At 43.4% G+C, this 16,003-nt stretch carries 14 protein-coding genes and 1 other RNA gene; 13 read left to right on the plus strand and 2 right to left on the minus strand.

Annotated features, from left to right (window positions below; translation table 11 throughout):
• Positions 1-177: 177 nt before the first annotated feature.
• From VK097_RS06415 to VK097_RS06465, 11 genes are all read left to right on the plus strand, one after another.
• On the plus strand, positions 178-777 hold the full coding sequence (locus VK097_RS06415; RefSeq protein ID WP_324210979.1) for a short chain dehydrogenase: 600 nt from the start codon (positions 178-180) through the stop codon (positions 775-777).
• Between the two features lie 53 nt (positions 778-830).
• On the plus strand, positions 831-1,052 hold the full coding sequence (locus tag VK097_RS06420; protein WP_324210980.1) for a YdbC family protein: 222 nt from the start codon (positions 831-833) through the stop codon (positions 1,050-1,052).
• A 96-nt stretch (positions 1,053-1,148) separates the two neighbouring features.
• On the plus strand, positions 1,149-2,144 hold the full coding sequence (gene sppA, locus VK097_RS06425) for a signal peptide peptidase SppA (protein WP_324210981.1): 996 nt from the start codon (positions 1,149-1,151) through the stop codon (positions 2,142-2,144).
• Between the two features lie 12 nt (positions 2,145-2,156).
• Positions 2,157-2,627, plus strand: coding sequence for an RDD family protein (locus VK097_RS06430; RefSeq protein WP_324210982.1), 471 nt, complete (start codon positions 2,157-2,159; stop codon positions 2,625-2,627).
• Positions 2,628-3,020: 393 nt separating this feature from the next.
• The gene (locus VK097_RS06435; RefSeq protein WP_324211052.1) at positions 3,021-4,619 is read left to right on the plus strand and encodes a fatty acyl-CoA synthetase; all 1,599 of its coding nucleotides are present in this window, start codon (positions 3,021-3,023) and stop codon (positions 4,617-4,619) included.
• 113 nt (positions 4,620-4,732) lie between these two features.
• A complete protein-coding gene (locus tag VK097_RS06440; protein WP_324210983.1) occupies positions 4,733-4,873 on the plus strand; it encodes a small, acid-soluble spore protein L in 141 nt (46 codons plus the stop codon).
• Entirely contained in the window at positions 4,845-5,156 is a 312-nt protein-coding gene (locus VK097_RS06445) for a sporulation protein (protein ID WP_324210984.1), read from the plus strand. The genes VK097_RS06440 and VK097_RS06445 overlap by 29 nt, the downstream gene beginning before the upstream one ends.
• 76 nt (positions 5,157-5,232) lie before the next feature.
• Positions 5,233-5,421: non-coding RNA, 6S RNA (gene ssrS, locus VK097_RS06450), on the plus strand.
• A 183-nt stretch (positions 5,422-5,604) separates the two neighbouring features.
• A complete protein-coding gene (locus VK097_RS06455) occupies positions 5,605-6,750 on the plus strand; it encodes an AI-2E family transporter (protein WP_324210985.1) in 1,146 nt (381 codons plus the stop codon).
• A 76-nt stretch (positions 6,751-6,826) separates the two neighbouring features.
• Positions 6,827-7,822, plus strand: a complete 996-nt coding sequence (locus VK097_RS06460; protein ID WP_324210986.1) for a phosphotransferase enzyme family protein — start codon at positions 6,827-6,829, stop codon at positions 7,820-7,822.
• A gap of 102 nt (positions 7,823-7,924) precedes the next feature.
• On the plus strand, positions 7,925-8,419 hold the full coding sequence (locus VK097_RS06465; protein WP_324210987.1) for a DNA-deoxyinosine glycosylase: 495 nt from the start codon (positions 7,925-7,927) through the stop codon (positions 8,417-8,419).
• Between the two features lie 696 nt (positions 8,420-9,115).
• Here the strand turns inward: VK097_RS06465 and VK097_RS06470 are convergent.
• Positions 9,116-10,216: an SDR family oxidoreductase gene (locus VK097_RS06470; protein ID WP_324210988.1), complete on the minus strand. Its 1,101-nt coding sequence runs from the start codon at positions 10,214-10,216 to the stop codon at positions 9,116-9,118.
• A gap of 222 nt (positions 10,217-10,438) precedes the next feature.
• Between VK097_RS06470 and VK097_RS06475 the strand changes: the two genes are divergently transcribed.
• Together VK097_RS06475 and VK097_RS06480 are read left to right on the plus strand one after the other, a co-directional pair.
• The gene (locus VK097_RS06475) at positions 10,439-12,670 is read left to right on the plus strand and encodes a YhgE/Pip domain-containing protein (protein WP_324210989.1); all 2,232 of its coding nucleotides are present in this window, start codon (positions 10,439-10,441) and stop codon (positions 12,668-12,670) included.
• Between the two features lie 184 nt (positions 12,671-12,854).
• Positions 12,855-13,817, plus strand: coding sequence for an alpha/beta hydrolase (locus VK097_RS06480; protein WP_324210990.1), 963 nt, complete (start codon positions 12,855-12,857; stop codon positions 13,815-13,817).
• A 96-nt stretch (positions 13,818-13,913) separates the two neighbouring features.
• Here VK097_RS06480 and VK097_RS06485 read toward each other — a convergent pair whose 3' ends face one another.
• On the minus strand, positions 13,914-15,911 hold the full coding sequence (locus tag VK097_RS06485) for a S9 family peptidase (RefSeq protein WP_324210991.1): 1,998 nt from the start codon (positions 15,909-15,911) through the stop codon (positions 13,914-13,916).
• Positions 15,912-16,003: the final 92 nt, after the last annotated feature.

The raw sequence follows: 16,003 nt of genomic DNA on the forward strand, positions 1-16,003 counted from the left end.
ATTTTAATCGAGGCTTTAAAGACATATGATACGGAAGAGATGGATATATTTCTAAGGAAGTGCGGTATGTCAAAAGGCAGAATCTATGAACGGGGGTACCGTCCGCCGAAAGGGAAAAAACGTGCCAAACGGAGCACAAAAATCTATTTCTGAGCAATAGAAAGGGGATGCATTCGAATGCGTATACTCATTGTAGGGGCAAGCGGAACAGTCGGACAAAAAGTAACGGAAGCTCTGGAGCCGAATCATGAGGTTCTCCGTGCGGGAAGAAACGGCGCGGATGTCTCGGTTGACATTATGTCACCGGACAGTATTGCGGACATGTACAAAACGATCGGCCGCGTTGATGCCGTTATTAATGCTTCGGGTGGAGCGAATTTCAAGGCTGTTTCTGATTTAACACCCGAACTGAACGAAAAAGGGATTCAAAGTAAGCTGAAAGGTCAGATAAATCTGGTGCTTCTTGGCCAGGAATATTTAAACGACAGCGGCAGTTTCACGCTAACGACCGGCGTCATGATGGATGATCCGATTCCAATGGGTGCCTCTGCTGCTATGGCAAATGGCGGTGTCAAAGCATTCGTTAAGGCAGCAGCGATTGAAATGCCGCGCGAAATCCGGATTAACTGTGTCAGCCCTAATATTATTCAGGAATCCTGGGATAAACTGGGTGATTTTTTTGCCGGATTCACACCGGTACCGGCAGACCGAGTAGCAAGAGCTTATGTTAAAAGTGTGGAAGGCGCACAAACCGGCCAGAATTATGAAGTGTACTGAAGGGCTGTTGCAGCAAATGAAATTCTACTTCTAAATGTTATGGAGGAATCAATATGGCTGATATCAAATATGAAATTGTTGAACATGTCGCACAACTGTCCGAATCACCAAAAGGCTGGACAAAAGAACTGAACTTAGTCAGCTGGAACGGACGTGATCCGAAATACGATCTGAGGGACTGGTCCCCGGATAAAACGAAAATGGGTAAAGGGGTCACTCTGACCGAAGAGGATCTGACCAACTTAAAAGCTGCGTTGGAGAATCTTGATATTTAGCAGAAAGCCGTTTGCATACCTTCCCATTACGATTTGGCAAAAAATGTAGTATCATGGTGATATACATATTTACACAACGAATTGGAGGACACCAGATTGAACAAAACACGTTGGATTGCACTGGGAATTGCAGTCGTTTTACTTGTCGTTTCGATAGGATTCAGGTTCATGAGCAGTTTATTCTCAACAGATGTAGAAGCTCTGTTCGACATGCCTGATCAGCCATTTCAGGAAAAAGTCGTTGAAGAAGGCACCGGAAAGAAAATTGCGATTGTCGAGCTTGACGGAGTTATCCAGGACACGTCCACAGCCTCCGTCCTGAATTCAGGCGGTTATAACCATGACCGGTTCCTGAAAAAATTAGAACATGTAGGTGAAGACCGATCCGTCTCAGGCGTTGTTCTACGCGTCAATTCACCGGGCGGGGGCGTCGTGGAGAGTGATGAGATTCATGATAAGATCGTTGAGATAAGAGAAGAACATAATAAACCTGTCTACGTTTCTATGGGGAACACGGCGGCTTCAGGCGGCTATTATGTGTCAGCCCCGGCAAATAAAATTGTCGCACATTCGGCAACATTGACCGGCTCGATCGGGGTTATTATGCAAAGCTATAACTTTACGGAATTGGCCGATAAGCTCGGAATTGATATGAACACGATCAAGAGCGGGGAATTTAAAGATATCATGTCCTCGACAAGGAAAATGACCGATGAAGAGCGTGATATTCTGCAGACAATGATTGATGACATGTATGCTGATTTTGTTCAGGTCATTGTTGATGGTCGTGATATGTCAGAATCCAAAGTACGTGAGCTGGGAGACGGCCGTGTATATACCGGGCAGCAGGCAGCTGATAACGGACTTGTTGATGGACTCGGTACACTGGAAGATACAACTGCCATGATGAAGAAAGACTTCGAATGGCCAAATGCGCAAGTTGTTAAATATCAAGGCGGCTATGCATGGGAATCGTTCCTTGGCGGCCAGGTAAAAAGCATGTTCAATAATGAAGATCAGAATCTGATGGCTATTCAGGATCTGCTGCAGCAAACAGATGGCCCGCGTGCGATGTACTTATATTCGAAATAAGGAGGTGCCGTTATGAGTGAAAATCAGGAAACATATGAAACACAAGCTACTGAAGTCGTAAAACAGCGTTATGCCGGATTTTGGATGCGCTTCTGGGCGTATCTGGCTGACTTGATTATTGTGTTCAGCATTAACGGCATCCTGCTTAGTCCGTTTAAATTTATCAATGATGGCAATGGGATGGACATCGGGCTTTGGACTGCAGCGGGTATCATCGGAGCAATTGTGTTGTACTTATACTTTTTGCTGATGACAAAATTTTTCGGGAAAACAATTGGGAAAATGATTTTTGGTCTGCGGGTTGTCCGTGAAGACAGGGGTCCGCTGGAATGGAGCGATCTGATTTTCCGGGAAGTGGTCGGACGATTTATTCACCGCGTGTTCTGGTTTACAAATCTCCTATATCTGTTTGTCGCGTTCGGCGCGCAAAAACAGGGGATACACGATATGTTTGGAAACACACGAGTTATTTTAGACCGATAAAAGGGGATGGTGCTTTTTACAGCGCCATCTTTTTTATGTTTAGCGTACTATAAAATTCCAAGATTTCGCGATTTTTAATTGATTTTACGGCAGGATCGCTAATTGAGGGGGGATTGAGCAATTCGCGCGAAGTTGGCATGATTTCGCGCGACTTTCATGAATTTCGCGCAAGGATCCTCCAATTTCGCGCGACTCCCCCAAGATATCGCGCGAAGACCCTCCAATTTCGCGCGACGCGATAAAAAAGTCGTTGCACCTTTTCTATTCCACAGGTTCACAACTAAAAAAGCTATATTTCACGCTTGCTATCCAATATTATCTGAATTAAACTAATAGAAAGAATATTCGATGCTTGAGTCATCTAAAATTCATTTGAGGAGTGGCGTTATGAATATGGAAACAAATGTATCTGATGATCTTGGCGAGATGTTGAACAGAGCAAGGCGGAATACGCTCGGGGATTTACTGGCGCGGACGCGTGACCGGATGCCTGAAAAGTTCGCGGTCGTCTACAAAGGTCAGCGGCTGAATTATGCAGAATTGGATGACCTTGTCAATCAGACTGCACGGGCTTTTATGAATGATGGCATGAAAAAAGGTGACATGGTAACGGTCATGTCCCGGAACAGCCTGGATTTTGTTATCGTGAATTTTGCTTTGGCACGCATGGGTGCGGTCATGATTCCAATCAATTATATGTTGTCCAGCGAGGATGTGCAGTATATTTTGGAACATGCTGAGGTCAGTGCGTTTATTGCGTCGGAAGAATATGCACCGGTGCTGGATAAATCAGCAGGAAGGCTGGACATCAGGCATCGCTATTTAATGGAGACACTTGGCACGTATGATGGTGATCTTGCGGAGTGGCTTTCATTGTCTGATGCACGTGAGAATCAGCCGACTGAGCTTGTGGATGTGGCGGTTGATGATGACGATCTTGCTCATGTTCTGTACACGAGCGGAACGGAATCGCGTCCAAAAGGGGTGATGCTATCCCATAAAAGCCTGGTCAGTGAATATGTCAGCTGTATTGTTGATGGAAAAATGAATGCAGGCGATGTGCTTGTCCATGCGCTGCCACTTTATCACAGTGCACAGCTCCATGTGTTTCTCGGGCCAAGTATTTATCTTGGGGCGAGCGGCATTATATTAGGCGAAGCGAATCCGGAAGTTATTTTAAAGACAATTGAAGAAGAAGGTGCAACCCAATTGTTTGCACCACCGACAGTCTGGATTGCACTTTTACGGAATCCGGATTTTGATAAACGCGATTTGTCTACTTTGAAAAAATGTTATTATGGTGCGGCGATTATGCCGCGGGAAATTTTAAAAGAGCTTGCGGAGCGGCTGCCAAATGCCAAATTCTGGAATTTCTATGGACAAACCGAGGTGGCGCCGCTTGCCACAGCACTGCAGCCGGAAGATCAGTTGCGAAAGCTCGGATCTGCCGGTGTTCCGACACTAAACGTGCAGACAAAAATTGTGGATGATGGCGGCAATCAGGTTGAGCGGGGTGATGTCGGCGAGATTGTTCACCGAACCCCACATACGATGAAGGGTTATTTGCACGATCCGGAAAAAACAGCTGAAGTGTTTAAGAATGGCTGGTTTCACAGCGGTGATTTAGGCGTGATGGACGAGGAAGGTTATATTACGATAATCGACCGCAAAAAAGATATGATCAATACAGGCGGTGTCAACGTATCGAGCCGTGAAGTCGAGGAAACCGTTTATCAGATTGACGGGGTGGCTGAGGTAGCAGTTATCGGCATTCCGGACGCCTATTGGATTGAAGCCGTTACCGCTATCATTGTGCTAAAAGAGGGCGCGAAACTGACTAAAGAAGCAGTCATAGAATTTTGCCGGAAACGATTGTCAAATTTCAAAGTTCCGAAATGTGTGAACTTTACAGATGAAATGCCGAAAAATCCGAGCGGAAAGGTGCTGAAACGGACCTTGCGTGATAAGTATGAGGCACTTGGTGAGAGGTAGAGAGGTGAGACGATTCAGATCCGTTTCTAAAACAATAAGCCAAAGTGCCGGCTGATGTCTTCACAGCATAAAACACGTTAAATTCAGAAATACTACATTCTGGAGGTGTTTTTATGGCTGAGAAAAAAGACAACAGGAGTAAGAATCAGGTCAAATCAAGCATTAACAAACAAGGACTGAGCGAGGACGTGGCGGATCAGCGGCCGGACAGTCAGCTGGAGCAGCGTGCCAAAAAGAAAAACACGAAAATCTAACTGCGGCATCAACGAAAGAATTAGGGTGAGAATCATCGACAACACGTTGGCCTATCTGCATGAAGCACTGGCAAATCATCATGATAATGCTATGATGAAGCAAATTACAGATAAACTTGAGCATAATAACTTTAAAAATGAAGAGGAATTTGTGCGAACCCTTGGTGAAGAACAAATGGCATATCTCGATGCGGTCGTAGAGAAGGAATTGAGTTATGCCAGGAACGCGCAAGATGATGCGCGGGCCAGTCAATTAAGAAAAGTGTATGAATTGCTTTTTTGAAGGTTAGTCCATACATCCACAAATTTAAGGGAAAATTTCCCATTGATTTTTTTACCCTCAAAGTGTAGTATATAAATACAGGCTGCAATGTTCGTATTTATAATAAGTTTTAACCTCTAACTGATGAATAGGGAGTTTTACATCGGGACTCAAATGTCGTGCCTCCTTTGAGTGGAAGACAGGAAGGTTCCTGCAAACACCCACTTGGCGAAGTGGTGGTTTTAAAACTTTTTATTTCAAAAAATACGGCAATTGTGGCTGCAAACCACTAAAGTGATAAACCAGTTTCCCATTGGAAGCTGGTTTTTTGTAATTGAGCCCCTTTATATTTGAATGCTTTTACCGTTGCAATTCCGCTGTTCTTGATATTTTCCATGTAGAGAAAAGGATTATGGAAATTTTTCGCAATATCATCTATAATTTGTATATCAAGGAGGGGCGGTGCATTATGAAAACAAGCAGATTCATGAGGTTTATTGGCGGCCGTGATTTGCTATTCGGTCTGACCTTGTTAATTTTGATCGGAATCATCATCTTTATTTACACAAAAGTTTCGTTCATTTTCAATCCGATTTTGACCGTACTGTCAACCGTACTGCCGCCGGTCATATTAGCCTTTATTGCCTATTATTTACTGAATCCGATTGTTAACCTGCTGGAACGTGGACATATTAATCGTATCTGGGGAATCATCATCATTATCCTCGGCATCAGCGGGCTGTTGACCGGTTTGATTTTGCTGACGGCGCCCGCTATTGAGACGCAGGTAAAGGATTTAGCATCCAAATTTCCGACTTATCTGCAGCAAATGGGTGAAGGTATTGACAACTGGATTCAAAATTCTTTCCTGGCACCTTACTATGAACAGGGTTATACCTGGTTCACATCAAACTTGAGTGACGTAACGAGCAGAATCACCGAGCACCTCGGCGGGGCAGTCGAAGGGGTGCAAAATGTCGCCAGCACCATCACCAGTGTAGTGGTAGCCATAATCACCTTTCCATTTATTTTGTTTTTTTTGCTAAAAGACGGAGACCGATTTAAACGATTTTGCCTGAAGTTACTGCCGCCTAAATACAGGGACGAAGCTAACCAGATTCTCCACAATATGGATGTTCAAGTAGGCTCCTATATTCAGGGACAGATTATTGTCGCTTCGTGTATAGGCATTCTATTATACATCGGCTATTTGATCATTGGTCTTGATTATGCCATCACGCTTGCCATTGTCGCCGCTATCACGAGTGTTGTACCTTATCTGGGTCCTATGATTGCGATAACTCCGGCGATTATCATTGCGATTGTCCATTCCCCGATTATGCTGTTGAAGCTGGGAATTGTTTGGGCCGCCGTTCAGTTTCTGGAGGGGAATTTTGTTTCACCGAACGTTATGGGTAAGACAATGCAGGTCCACCCGCTAACCATTATCATCGTATTATTGGTTGCAGGGAATCTGTTCGGTGTTGTTGGTGTCATTCTCGGTATTCCGGGCTATGCAATCCTGAAGGTCCTTGCTGTTTTCTTGTTTCAAAAGTTCACAGCACGCTACAACCGATATTATGGGGATGATTATGGTGCTTATGAAGAAAAATAGCAGGATGCCCGCCGGTATGAAGCTTTAGGCGCGAGCCCCGGAAACACGGACAGAAGCGTATTGGAGGATTCTTGTTTTGCACATTAACGTCAGGCATTCATTAATTGATACGGAAACGATTAAACAGCTTGCTGAAACGTATGATTTGGCGGGTGATGTTCAATGTGATTTACTGGCCCGCGGAAAAAATGATACATATCTCATAACGAACCAGAATGAAGAAAAATATATTTTCAGGCTTTACCGATCCCGACATCGGGATGAAGAAGCGATTTTGTTTGAATTGGATGCAGTGAGTCATTTGCATACCCAGGGTTTCCGCGCATCATACCCGATTAAAATGTCTCGCGGTGACTATTTATCAGAAGTAATGGCGCCGGAGGGTTTGCGGTATGGTGTGCTCTTCACTTATTCGGAAGGGGAGCGGCCGCAAATCAATGTGGAAAATTCAGAAGTGATCGGTGCAACGCTTGGTCGTATGCATGAATTGACTTCCGGATTCTCCTCAAGTCATGAGCGCGGTTTTGAGCTGGATACAAACCATTTGCTCGACGAACCGGCAGCGGTTATTTCGCCAGTGGTCGAGAGGTATCTTGGCAGCCAGGCTGTTGCGATTTTACATACGGTTGTGGAAAATACGAAAGCTGACCTGGCACGATACGATCTTGAAAAAGGGTTATGCCACGGTAATTTTTATAATCATAATATGCATATTCGTGACGGCGAAATTGATGTATTCGATTTTGACGATTGTGCCATCGGATATCGCGCCTATGATATTGCCGTTTCCTGGTGGGATCTGAAAAATAACTATAAAAATTTGGAAGAAGAATATTGGGAATCCTTTCTAAAAGGTTATTTGGCCGTGCGCGATTTGTCGGGAGATGATGTTCGCAGCCTTCCGCTATTTATTACAGCAAGGCGGATTTGGCTGATGGGGACGATGATTGCCAACGATGATGTGTGGGGAACGAACTGGATAAACGAACGGACTTTAGCATTGTTTATCGGCCAGCTTAGGACCGACCGGTTGGGGGACGAAGACTTGAGAGAATTGGATGATGAACAATGAAAAATATATTATTTAGCCGTCTCAAATGGAAATCCTTCTGTAGAAATCATTTAAGGTTGAACTTGTTCACTTACGGTAATATAGAAAGTAAGGGATTTGTTTATGACTGAGCAATTATTTTCATTTGAACCGGTTTTGCCGGAAACACCAAAAGCGCTTATCCTCGGGTCAATGCCGGGCGGCGTTTCATTGAAGAAAAAGGAATATTACGGTAATCCGCGCAATCATTTTTGGCAAATCATTTACGGGCTGTTTAATAAGGAAATGGATCGGCAATACGAAGACAAAATAGCATTTATTAAAAATCATCATATTGCTTTATGGGATATAATCGGCAGATGTTATCGCGAGGGCAGCCTGGACAAGAATATCGTGGATGAACAGCCGAACGATATTAATGGATTGCTTAACGAGCATCCGTCCATCCGGCTGATCGCCTGCAATGGATCAAAGTCATATGACACGTTCAGGCGTTATTTCAAACCAAATCAAGCCAATGTCATTAAATTGCCATCGACCAGCCCAATCCCGGGGCGTTATACGAAGAGCTTTAATGAGAAGTTTGAGGAATGGAAGCAAATTTTGGATTATCTATGATGGATTTCGGGTAACAGTCATGATACAATAGAATTAAGACAAAAGTTTGGTTTGGGTTGTTTTTTCAGACCTTAAGGACCATTCTGGGATAGATTGTCCCACAAATGAGAAAATTTATCATGAATAATTACTGTTACACATAAATAGAATAGAATTGGCTGTTTTTTCAAGCCGTAAACGAGTCGCAAGCTGCAACTTGCGACTCGCGACAGATATCTGTTGAGAATGGCGGCTTTAATCAGAGTTCAAAAAAAGTAATGCCCTCCGAATTCGGAAAAAGAATCGGCGGTGTATTACTTTTTGTCATTTGAACCGGCAATTAACACTACGAGCGTCCCAAACATAATCATCAACTCGAGAGCGTTGTCAATTGGGATCACTATCTTCAGCCCCCTTCACATAAGGGATGTGAAGCCGCCAGCTAAAGAATTAACTTTTTAGCTGCTTTCATTCAAAAGCATCCTCTCAATACCTGTCCTTCCTATTGTACTATAAAAAAACTGGAAAAGCTTGTCATTTTCGAAAAATAGTAAAAAATTCTTATAACTTCGCTGATAAGCATGATCCCGCATGCCAATAGCAGTAGGACTCCCACCTCACATGTTCACTTATATGCTGGAGGTTAGGAAACCTTTAAATGTCCGATTCGTTCATCTAATAATCAATGTAGGATACCCCATGGATTGAAGATTCAATTTACACAACGTTTATATGCCTGCTTTTGTCGTGTTTATACTTCCGATAGAATTGAACCATTGCACCAACGGTATCTTTGAAATCGGGGCAGGAAATCTCTGCTCCTGCCAAGTCCGCCGCAGCTATTGAAGTATCGAAGCTCGAGTCGATTGTAAAATAGTCCATCGCCTCCTGTTCAACGTGCAGCCATTTGCGCAGCGGCGCGACTGAAAGGGAACATTTTGACCATGATAATGGGATTGTGCCTTTTGGTGTTTTTCCGAGGTATTCCCGGGAAATCATCTGATACAATTGACGCATCGTATACGGATTCGGATCTGTCAGATGATATGTTTTTCCTTTGCCAATTGCTGCTATGGAAAGATAACTTGCGGCTTGCAGCACATAATCATAGGGGACGAAATTCCCCTCTGGCGTGCCGTCACCAAGATAAGGAATAATCGGCAAAAAGCCAATCCGGTCAAACATATTCAGCATAAAGTAAATGCCGTCAAACTTGAGTGTTTGTCCGCTCCTGGAATGCCCTTTCACGATTCCGGGACGGATAATGGTAATGGGAATTTCTGCTTTGAGCTCTTCCACTAACACTTCAGCATGATATTTTGTTTCCTCATAGTGATTTTTGAATGACTGACCGTTTGAAAGCTCTGTTTCATAGATTTTTCCTTCACGGGTTCCCGATACATACGCTGAACTGAAATAAATATAGCGTTCAATGTTATCCAAAGTCTTAACCCAATTATTGAGGTTTCGGGTTCCATTAACATTGACGTTAAACGCTATATCCCGGGGAACCGCCAAATCGTAAATGGCTGCAAGATGAAAAACATGGGTAACCGTTTCCTGCAACTGCTGATTTGCCGTATTGTCGTTAACAAGTTCCACTCTAGTTATATCGCCTGTTACAATGGTGAATAATGAGGGGTCAATCCCGATATTTTCAGCTAGGTGTTTAATACGAGAAGAGGCATTTTCATGTTGGGAAGGCAGAACCAGTAAGTATATTTGTTCAATGTCTTTGCGGTGGTCATGAATGAGTTGTGTGATCAGTTTGGATGCGAGAAAGCCGGGATACCCCGTCAGAAAGTAAGTATGCTTCAAACAATCTCCTCCTTAGTTCATATTGTCGTCTATTATATGATAAAACGCTTTCACAGAGAAGGTTTTTTTACAAGATTCATTATTTTTGGCCTGAGCCAAGATATAATAGGATTATTAAGTCTTCCAGTTGCTTTCAACATGGTTAGTGATAAAATGTTTAAATATGGAATAATGATAAATACTCAAACTGCAATGAATATATGAAGCAAAGAGGGTTTAAACATGAAGAATGGCTGGAAAATTTACTCGAGTGATATGAAAAATATAACACGAAATTGGGTTGCAGCTATTTTGATTGGGGGGATTATTATATTGCCATCATTATATGCATGGTTTAACATTAAGGCCTCCTGGGATCCATATAGTCAGACCGACCAAATTCCAATCGGCGTTGTAAATGAAGATGCAGGAGGACAGGTCAGGGACGAAAAGATCAACGTTGGTGACGACCTTGTCAATGCACTCAAGGACAACGATTCAATGGATTGGCATTTTACAAACCGTGAAAAAGCAATGCAAAACCTGAAATATGGCAATTATTTTGCGGTGATTATCATTCCGGAAAAATTCTCCAATAAACTGTCGACGGTCATCACAGACAATCCGGAAAAAAGCAGAATGGAATACTATGTCAATGAAAAAATTAATGCCATATCCCCGAAAATAACAGATAAGGGTGCCAGTACGATTGTTGAGCAGGTCAGCAGCAATTTCATCTCAACTGTAAATGGCGTTATTTTTGATATGTTTGATGAAATTGGTGTGGAGCTGAATAAAAATCTGCCCGATATCAAAAAGTTCGAGGATTATGTTTTTAAAATGGAGGAAAAACTGCCGGAGATTCATGAGTTGGTTTCAGGCGGCCTGCAAGATACGAAGGATGCCCAGTCTATCATTAATAAAGCGCAAAACATGCTTCCGGAAGCAGAGCGAACAACCAATAACGGTCTTGCAACGGTTAATGAGACAACTGATTTACTGTCAAAAGCTGAAAGTCGTTTGAATGAGATGGCGCCAAAAATTGAAAAGGATTTGAAAAAAGCACAGGAGACTGCCGAGGACATAAACAAACTGCTTAAGGATGCTCGGAATACGAACATTGATTTCAGCAAGGGTAAAGAGCTGCAGCAAAGCATCGATAGCTCACTAAACGATGCCATCAGCCGTATCGATGAAATAGAGAAGACGCTGAAGCAGCTGAAGGAGATGAATCAGAAGCAGCAGAACGGTAGCGGTGACGCGGGGAGTGAGGATTCAACCGGTCTGGAAAATAACGGCCCGAACAACGGCAGCAATCAGGATCAGGTCATTGATGATGCCATAGAAAGATTGCAAACACTGCGGGGAGCTCTTGAAGAAGGGCGGCAGAACGGTCAAAATATTACAGCATTCATTGAGGACAAAAAACAGGAAGTTGATTCTGTCATCACCGATTTAGAAGGATTGTCGGGCAATACAGCAAACAGAATAGGGGATTTCCTGACAGATTATAAAGAAAATATTGAGCCAACAGTAAAACAGAAAATCAACAATGCCCAGCAGACGCTATCCGATGCGGAAGGGGTATTATCTGAAATCAAGTCAACGATTCCAGAGGTGAAACGAGTCCTGTCAAATACCGAAGATCATATTGGTGAGGGACAGGAAATGCTGAATACAATTCTCGGTGAGTATCCATACGTGAATAGTAAAGTTAATGAACTTGCTGATAAAATCCGTGACATCCAGGGTGAAACAGACATCAATGAAATTATTGAATTATTACGGAATGATCCTGAAGCAGAACGAAGCTTTTTTGAGGAACCGGTCAAGCTGAGCAAGAATGAGCTTTTTCCAATTCCGAATTATGGTTCCGGGATGACCCCATTCTACACTGTCCTGGCTATATGGGTTGGCGGTCTGCTGCTGATTTCCCTCTTGGCCGCAGACGTTCATGGCGGGGAAGAACTGACCGGCAGGGAGCGTTACATTGGAAAGTTGTTCACATTCCTTACGATCGGATTGCTGCAGACACTCATTGTAACGTTGGGTGATCGGTTTATTGTTGATGCTTACATGGTACATCCTGTCTGGTTTGTGATATTTGGCTTGCTAATCAGCTTGGTGTTTATGCTGATTATCTTTACGCTTGTTTCGCTTTTTGGCGATGTCGGAAAAGCAATGGTCATTGTCCTGCTTGTACTGCAAATTGCCGGTGCGGGTGGCACATATCCGGTTGCTTTGCTTCCTGAATTTTTCCAGGCAATCAATCCGTTCCTTCCGTTCACCTATGCCATTGATCTAATGCGTGAAGCAGTCGGGGGCATTATATGGAAATCAGCAATACACGATATGGCCGTTCTAGGGTTATTTGGACTCGGTTTTCTGTTATTCGGTGTTCTGTTTAAAAATGTGGTTAATAAATATACAGACAGGCTGATGAAAAAATCCAAAGAGGCTGGTCTGTTCCACTAATGTTTGACAGCATAAAATATACATCAGAATCATCGATGATGAAGTTAAGCGAGCAGCCTTTGCAGCTCGCTTTTTGCTGCATCTTTCGTAAGTTTCTAAGAAATACCATTGAACGAAAGACCAATTCGTTTATGATTTTTTGTATAATAGAAATGGAGAAATAAATTTGGAGAGGGGGCATCACGTGAAACGGAAGACATGGCTGAAAATTGGTATCGGGATTTTAAGTGTCCTGTTAATTATAGATATTATCGCGAGTTTTTATTTTTATAATTTAGCAATCGACCGTGGTGAAAAGGACTTTCTCCAGGGAAATGAAGACTTGGAGGTATCCGCGGAAACGATGGAAGTGCTGCTTGAAGGTGATTGGCGTAAATGGGTTGACGAGCAGGACTTCGACGAATGGACGATGACCTCGGGCGATGGACTGGAATTGAAAGGTTATTTTCTTGAATCGGAAGAACCGTCCAATAAGGTCGTCGTGATGGCTCATGGCTACCTGGGCAATGCGATGGATATGGGACTGTACGGCCAATACTATTATGAACAAAAAGGTTATAACATATTTACGGCCGATGCACGCGGACATGGCGCAAGCGGCGGTGACTATATCGGTTTTGGCTGGCATGACCGCAAGGATTATGTGGACTGGATCGAGCGGATTATTGAAAGATATGGAGAAGATACGGAAATCATTTTGCATGGTGTGTCAATGGGTGCCGCGACTGTCCTGATGACAGCGGGTGAAGAGCTTCCTGATAATGTGAAGGCTGTAATTGCAGATAGTCCATACACGAGCGTATATGACATGTTCGCATATCAGATGGACCGGATGTACAATCTGCCGTCATTCCCGTTTCTGCCATCCACTAGTGTTGTGACAAATATCCGGGCAGGTTATTCGCTGAAAGAAGCATCAGCCCTTGATCAGGTCAAAAAAGCGGAGGTGCCGATTCTTTATATCCATGGAACTGATGATACATTTGTGCCTGCCAGAATGTCGAAAATATTATATGAAAATACGAAAAGTGAAGCTGAACTTATGACAGTGGATGACGCCGGCCATGGTGAGCCTTATGTCGTCGCGAAAGAAAAATATATTGATAGAATGAATTCGTTTTTAACAAAGTATACGGATTGGCAGTAAGTGAACCTTTATTCAGGGAGGCGTTTTTGCCCCCTGAATGAAGGTTCACTTTATATCAACTGTAGTTGTAAAGCAACAAAGATGTGAAAAAGAGCCTTACAAATATTCGTCAAACCAGCGCGTGATATGGTTCAACCGTTCGATGCGCATATCCGGTTTGCCGCTCCGGCTTAATTCATGGTTGGCGTCGGGGAAGCGTACAAATTCGACTTCCTTCCGTAAATGCTTTAACGCCACAAACATTTGCTCACTTTGCTCAATCGGGCAGCGGAAATCTTTTTCCCCATGCACAATCAATAATGGTGTCTCAATGTTTTCGGCATACTTCAAAGGGGAGAACTCCCATAATTTTGCCGGATCTTCCAGAAGGTTTTTGCCCAGCTCCCATTTGGTGAAGAAATATCCGATATCACTCACACCGTAGAAACTAAGCCAGTTACTGATACAGCGCTGTGTAACGGCTGCCTTGAACCGGTTGGTATGGCCGACAATCCAGTTTGTCATAAAGCCGCCATAGCTGCCGCCTGTCACACCAAGCCGTTCCTGATCGATGAAGTCATATTGATCCAGTACATAATCAACTGCACGCATCAAATCAGAATAATCTTTTCCGCCATAATCCTCACGGCAGGCATCGACAAACGTCTGGCCGTATCCATGACTTCCACGCGGGTTGGTGTATAAAACGACATAACCTTGGGCAGCAAGCAGCTGCAGTTCGTGGAAAAATGTCTGTCCGTACATGGCATGCGGTCCGCCATGTACTTCAAGGATAAATGGATACTTTTTGTCTGATTCAAATCCGATTGGGCGGAGAAGCCAGCCTTGAATTTCCCAGCCGTCATCAGCCTTGAACGTCAATGATTCCGGTTCGCTAAGTTCAATATTATTCAGTAGCTCCCGATTGGCATCGGTTAACCGGTTCAGTTGTCCTTTACTGTTCATGTGATAGAAGTTGCCTGGATTAACCGGTGTGCTGATACCAAGGATAAATGCTCCATCATGATGTGAAAATCCGAAAACATGGCTGTTATCTTTATACAGCACATTCAGCTCGCCATTCAGATCAGTCTGGTATAAACCGGTTGCCCCATAATCCGTTCCGAGAAAATACAGATGCTGTTCATCGTCGCTCCAGACAGGACCGTTTTCGGATTGGCCCATTCGCGTATCGCCAATCATGGCATCGCCTAATTGAAAGTCCCAATCACTGCTCAAGCAGGTTCTGTTGCCGGTTTCAGTATCAAGAACATATAAATCGCTTAATGTGGCTCCCTGATAAACAAACTCATGACCAAAGCAAGCAATTTTTCCGCCGTTTGGTGAAAAACGTGCACTGCCGTATTGGCCCTTGCCATTGGTTAATGTTGTCGTTTCCTTTGTTTTCAGATTTAACAGGTAAAGATCGTTTTTTAGCTCGAAGTCTTCATTCTCACTGAGGTTAGCGCTGAATAAAATATAATTTCCATCAGATGAAAAATCTTCAACGTTATGATCTGCGGCAACGAAGGTTAATTGTTCAAACGTCATATTTTCCATTTCTAACCGGATAATTTGACTGCGTTTATCATCATGAAATCCGTTTGCATCTGATTTATATTTTAAACGGTTAATAACAAGCGGCTGCTTACTTTTTTCTTCTTGTTCTTGCTCCCGTTCATTTTTGGACAGCTCGTGCTGAACGGTGACGTCTTCACCATTTTCCAGCGGGGCATTGAAAATAATGTATCTGCCGTCTTTCGACCATTCAGGATTGACAGCGCCATATTTGAATGTAGTCAGCTGTCTGGCTTCACCGCCGTCAGTATGTAGCAGCCATAATTGCGGAACCCCGCTCCTTGTTGATTGGAAAACGATTTTTTTGCCATCAGGTGAAAACCGCGGATGGCTGTTTTTGGCATTTCCAAATGTCCACTGTCTTGGCTCTTGTTCATTTACAGCCTGGAAAAAGATCTGTGAGGCATAGTCGTTTTCTTCATTCGCAACAGTAGATACAAATGTATAGGCATCCCCATCTGGTGTCAATTGCGGATCACTGCAGACATCGATATGTTTCAGATCTTCTGCCGTTAACGCACGTTTCGCAGTGCTCATAATGATTCCTCCTTGTAAGGTTTAATATCTTCAACTTACAATAACAGTAGTGCAACAACCCATAATTTAGTGTACACGCCCATATTTCAGCG

The organism is Lentibacillus sp., assembly GCF_035301675.1.
Taxonomy (GTDB): Bacteria; Bacillota; Bacilli; order Bacillales; family Amphibacillaceae; genus Lentibacillus.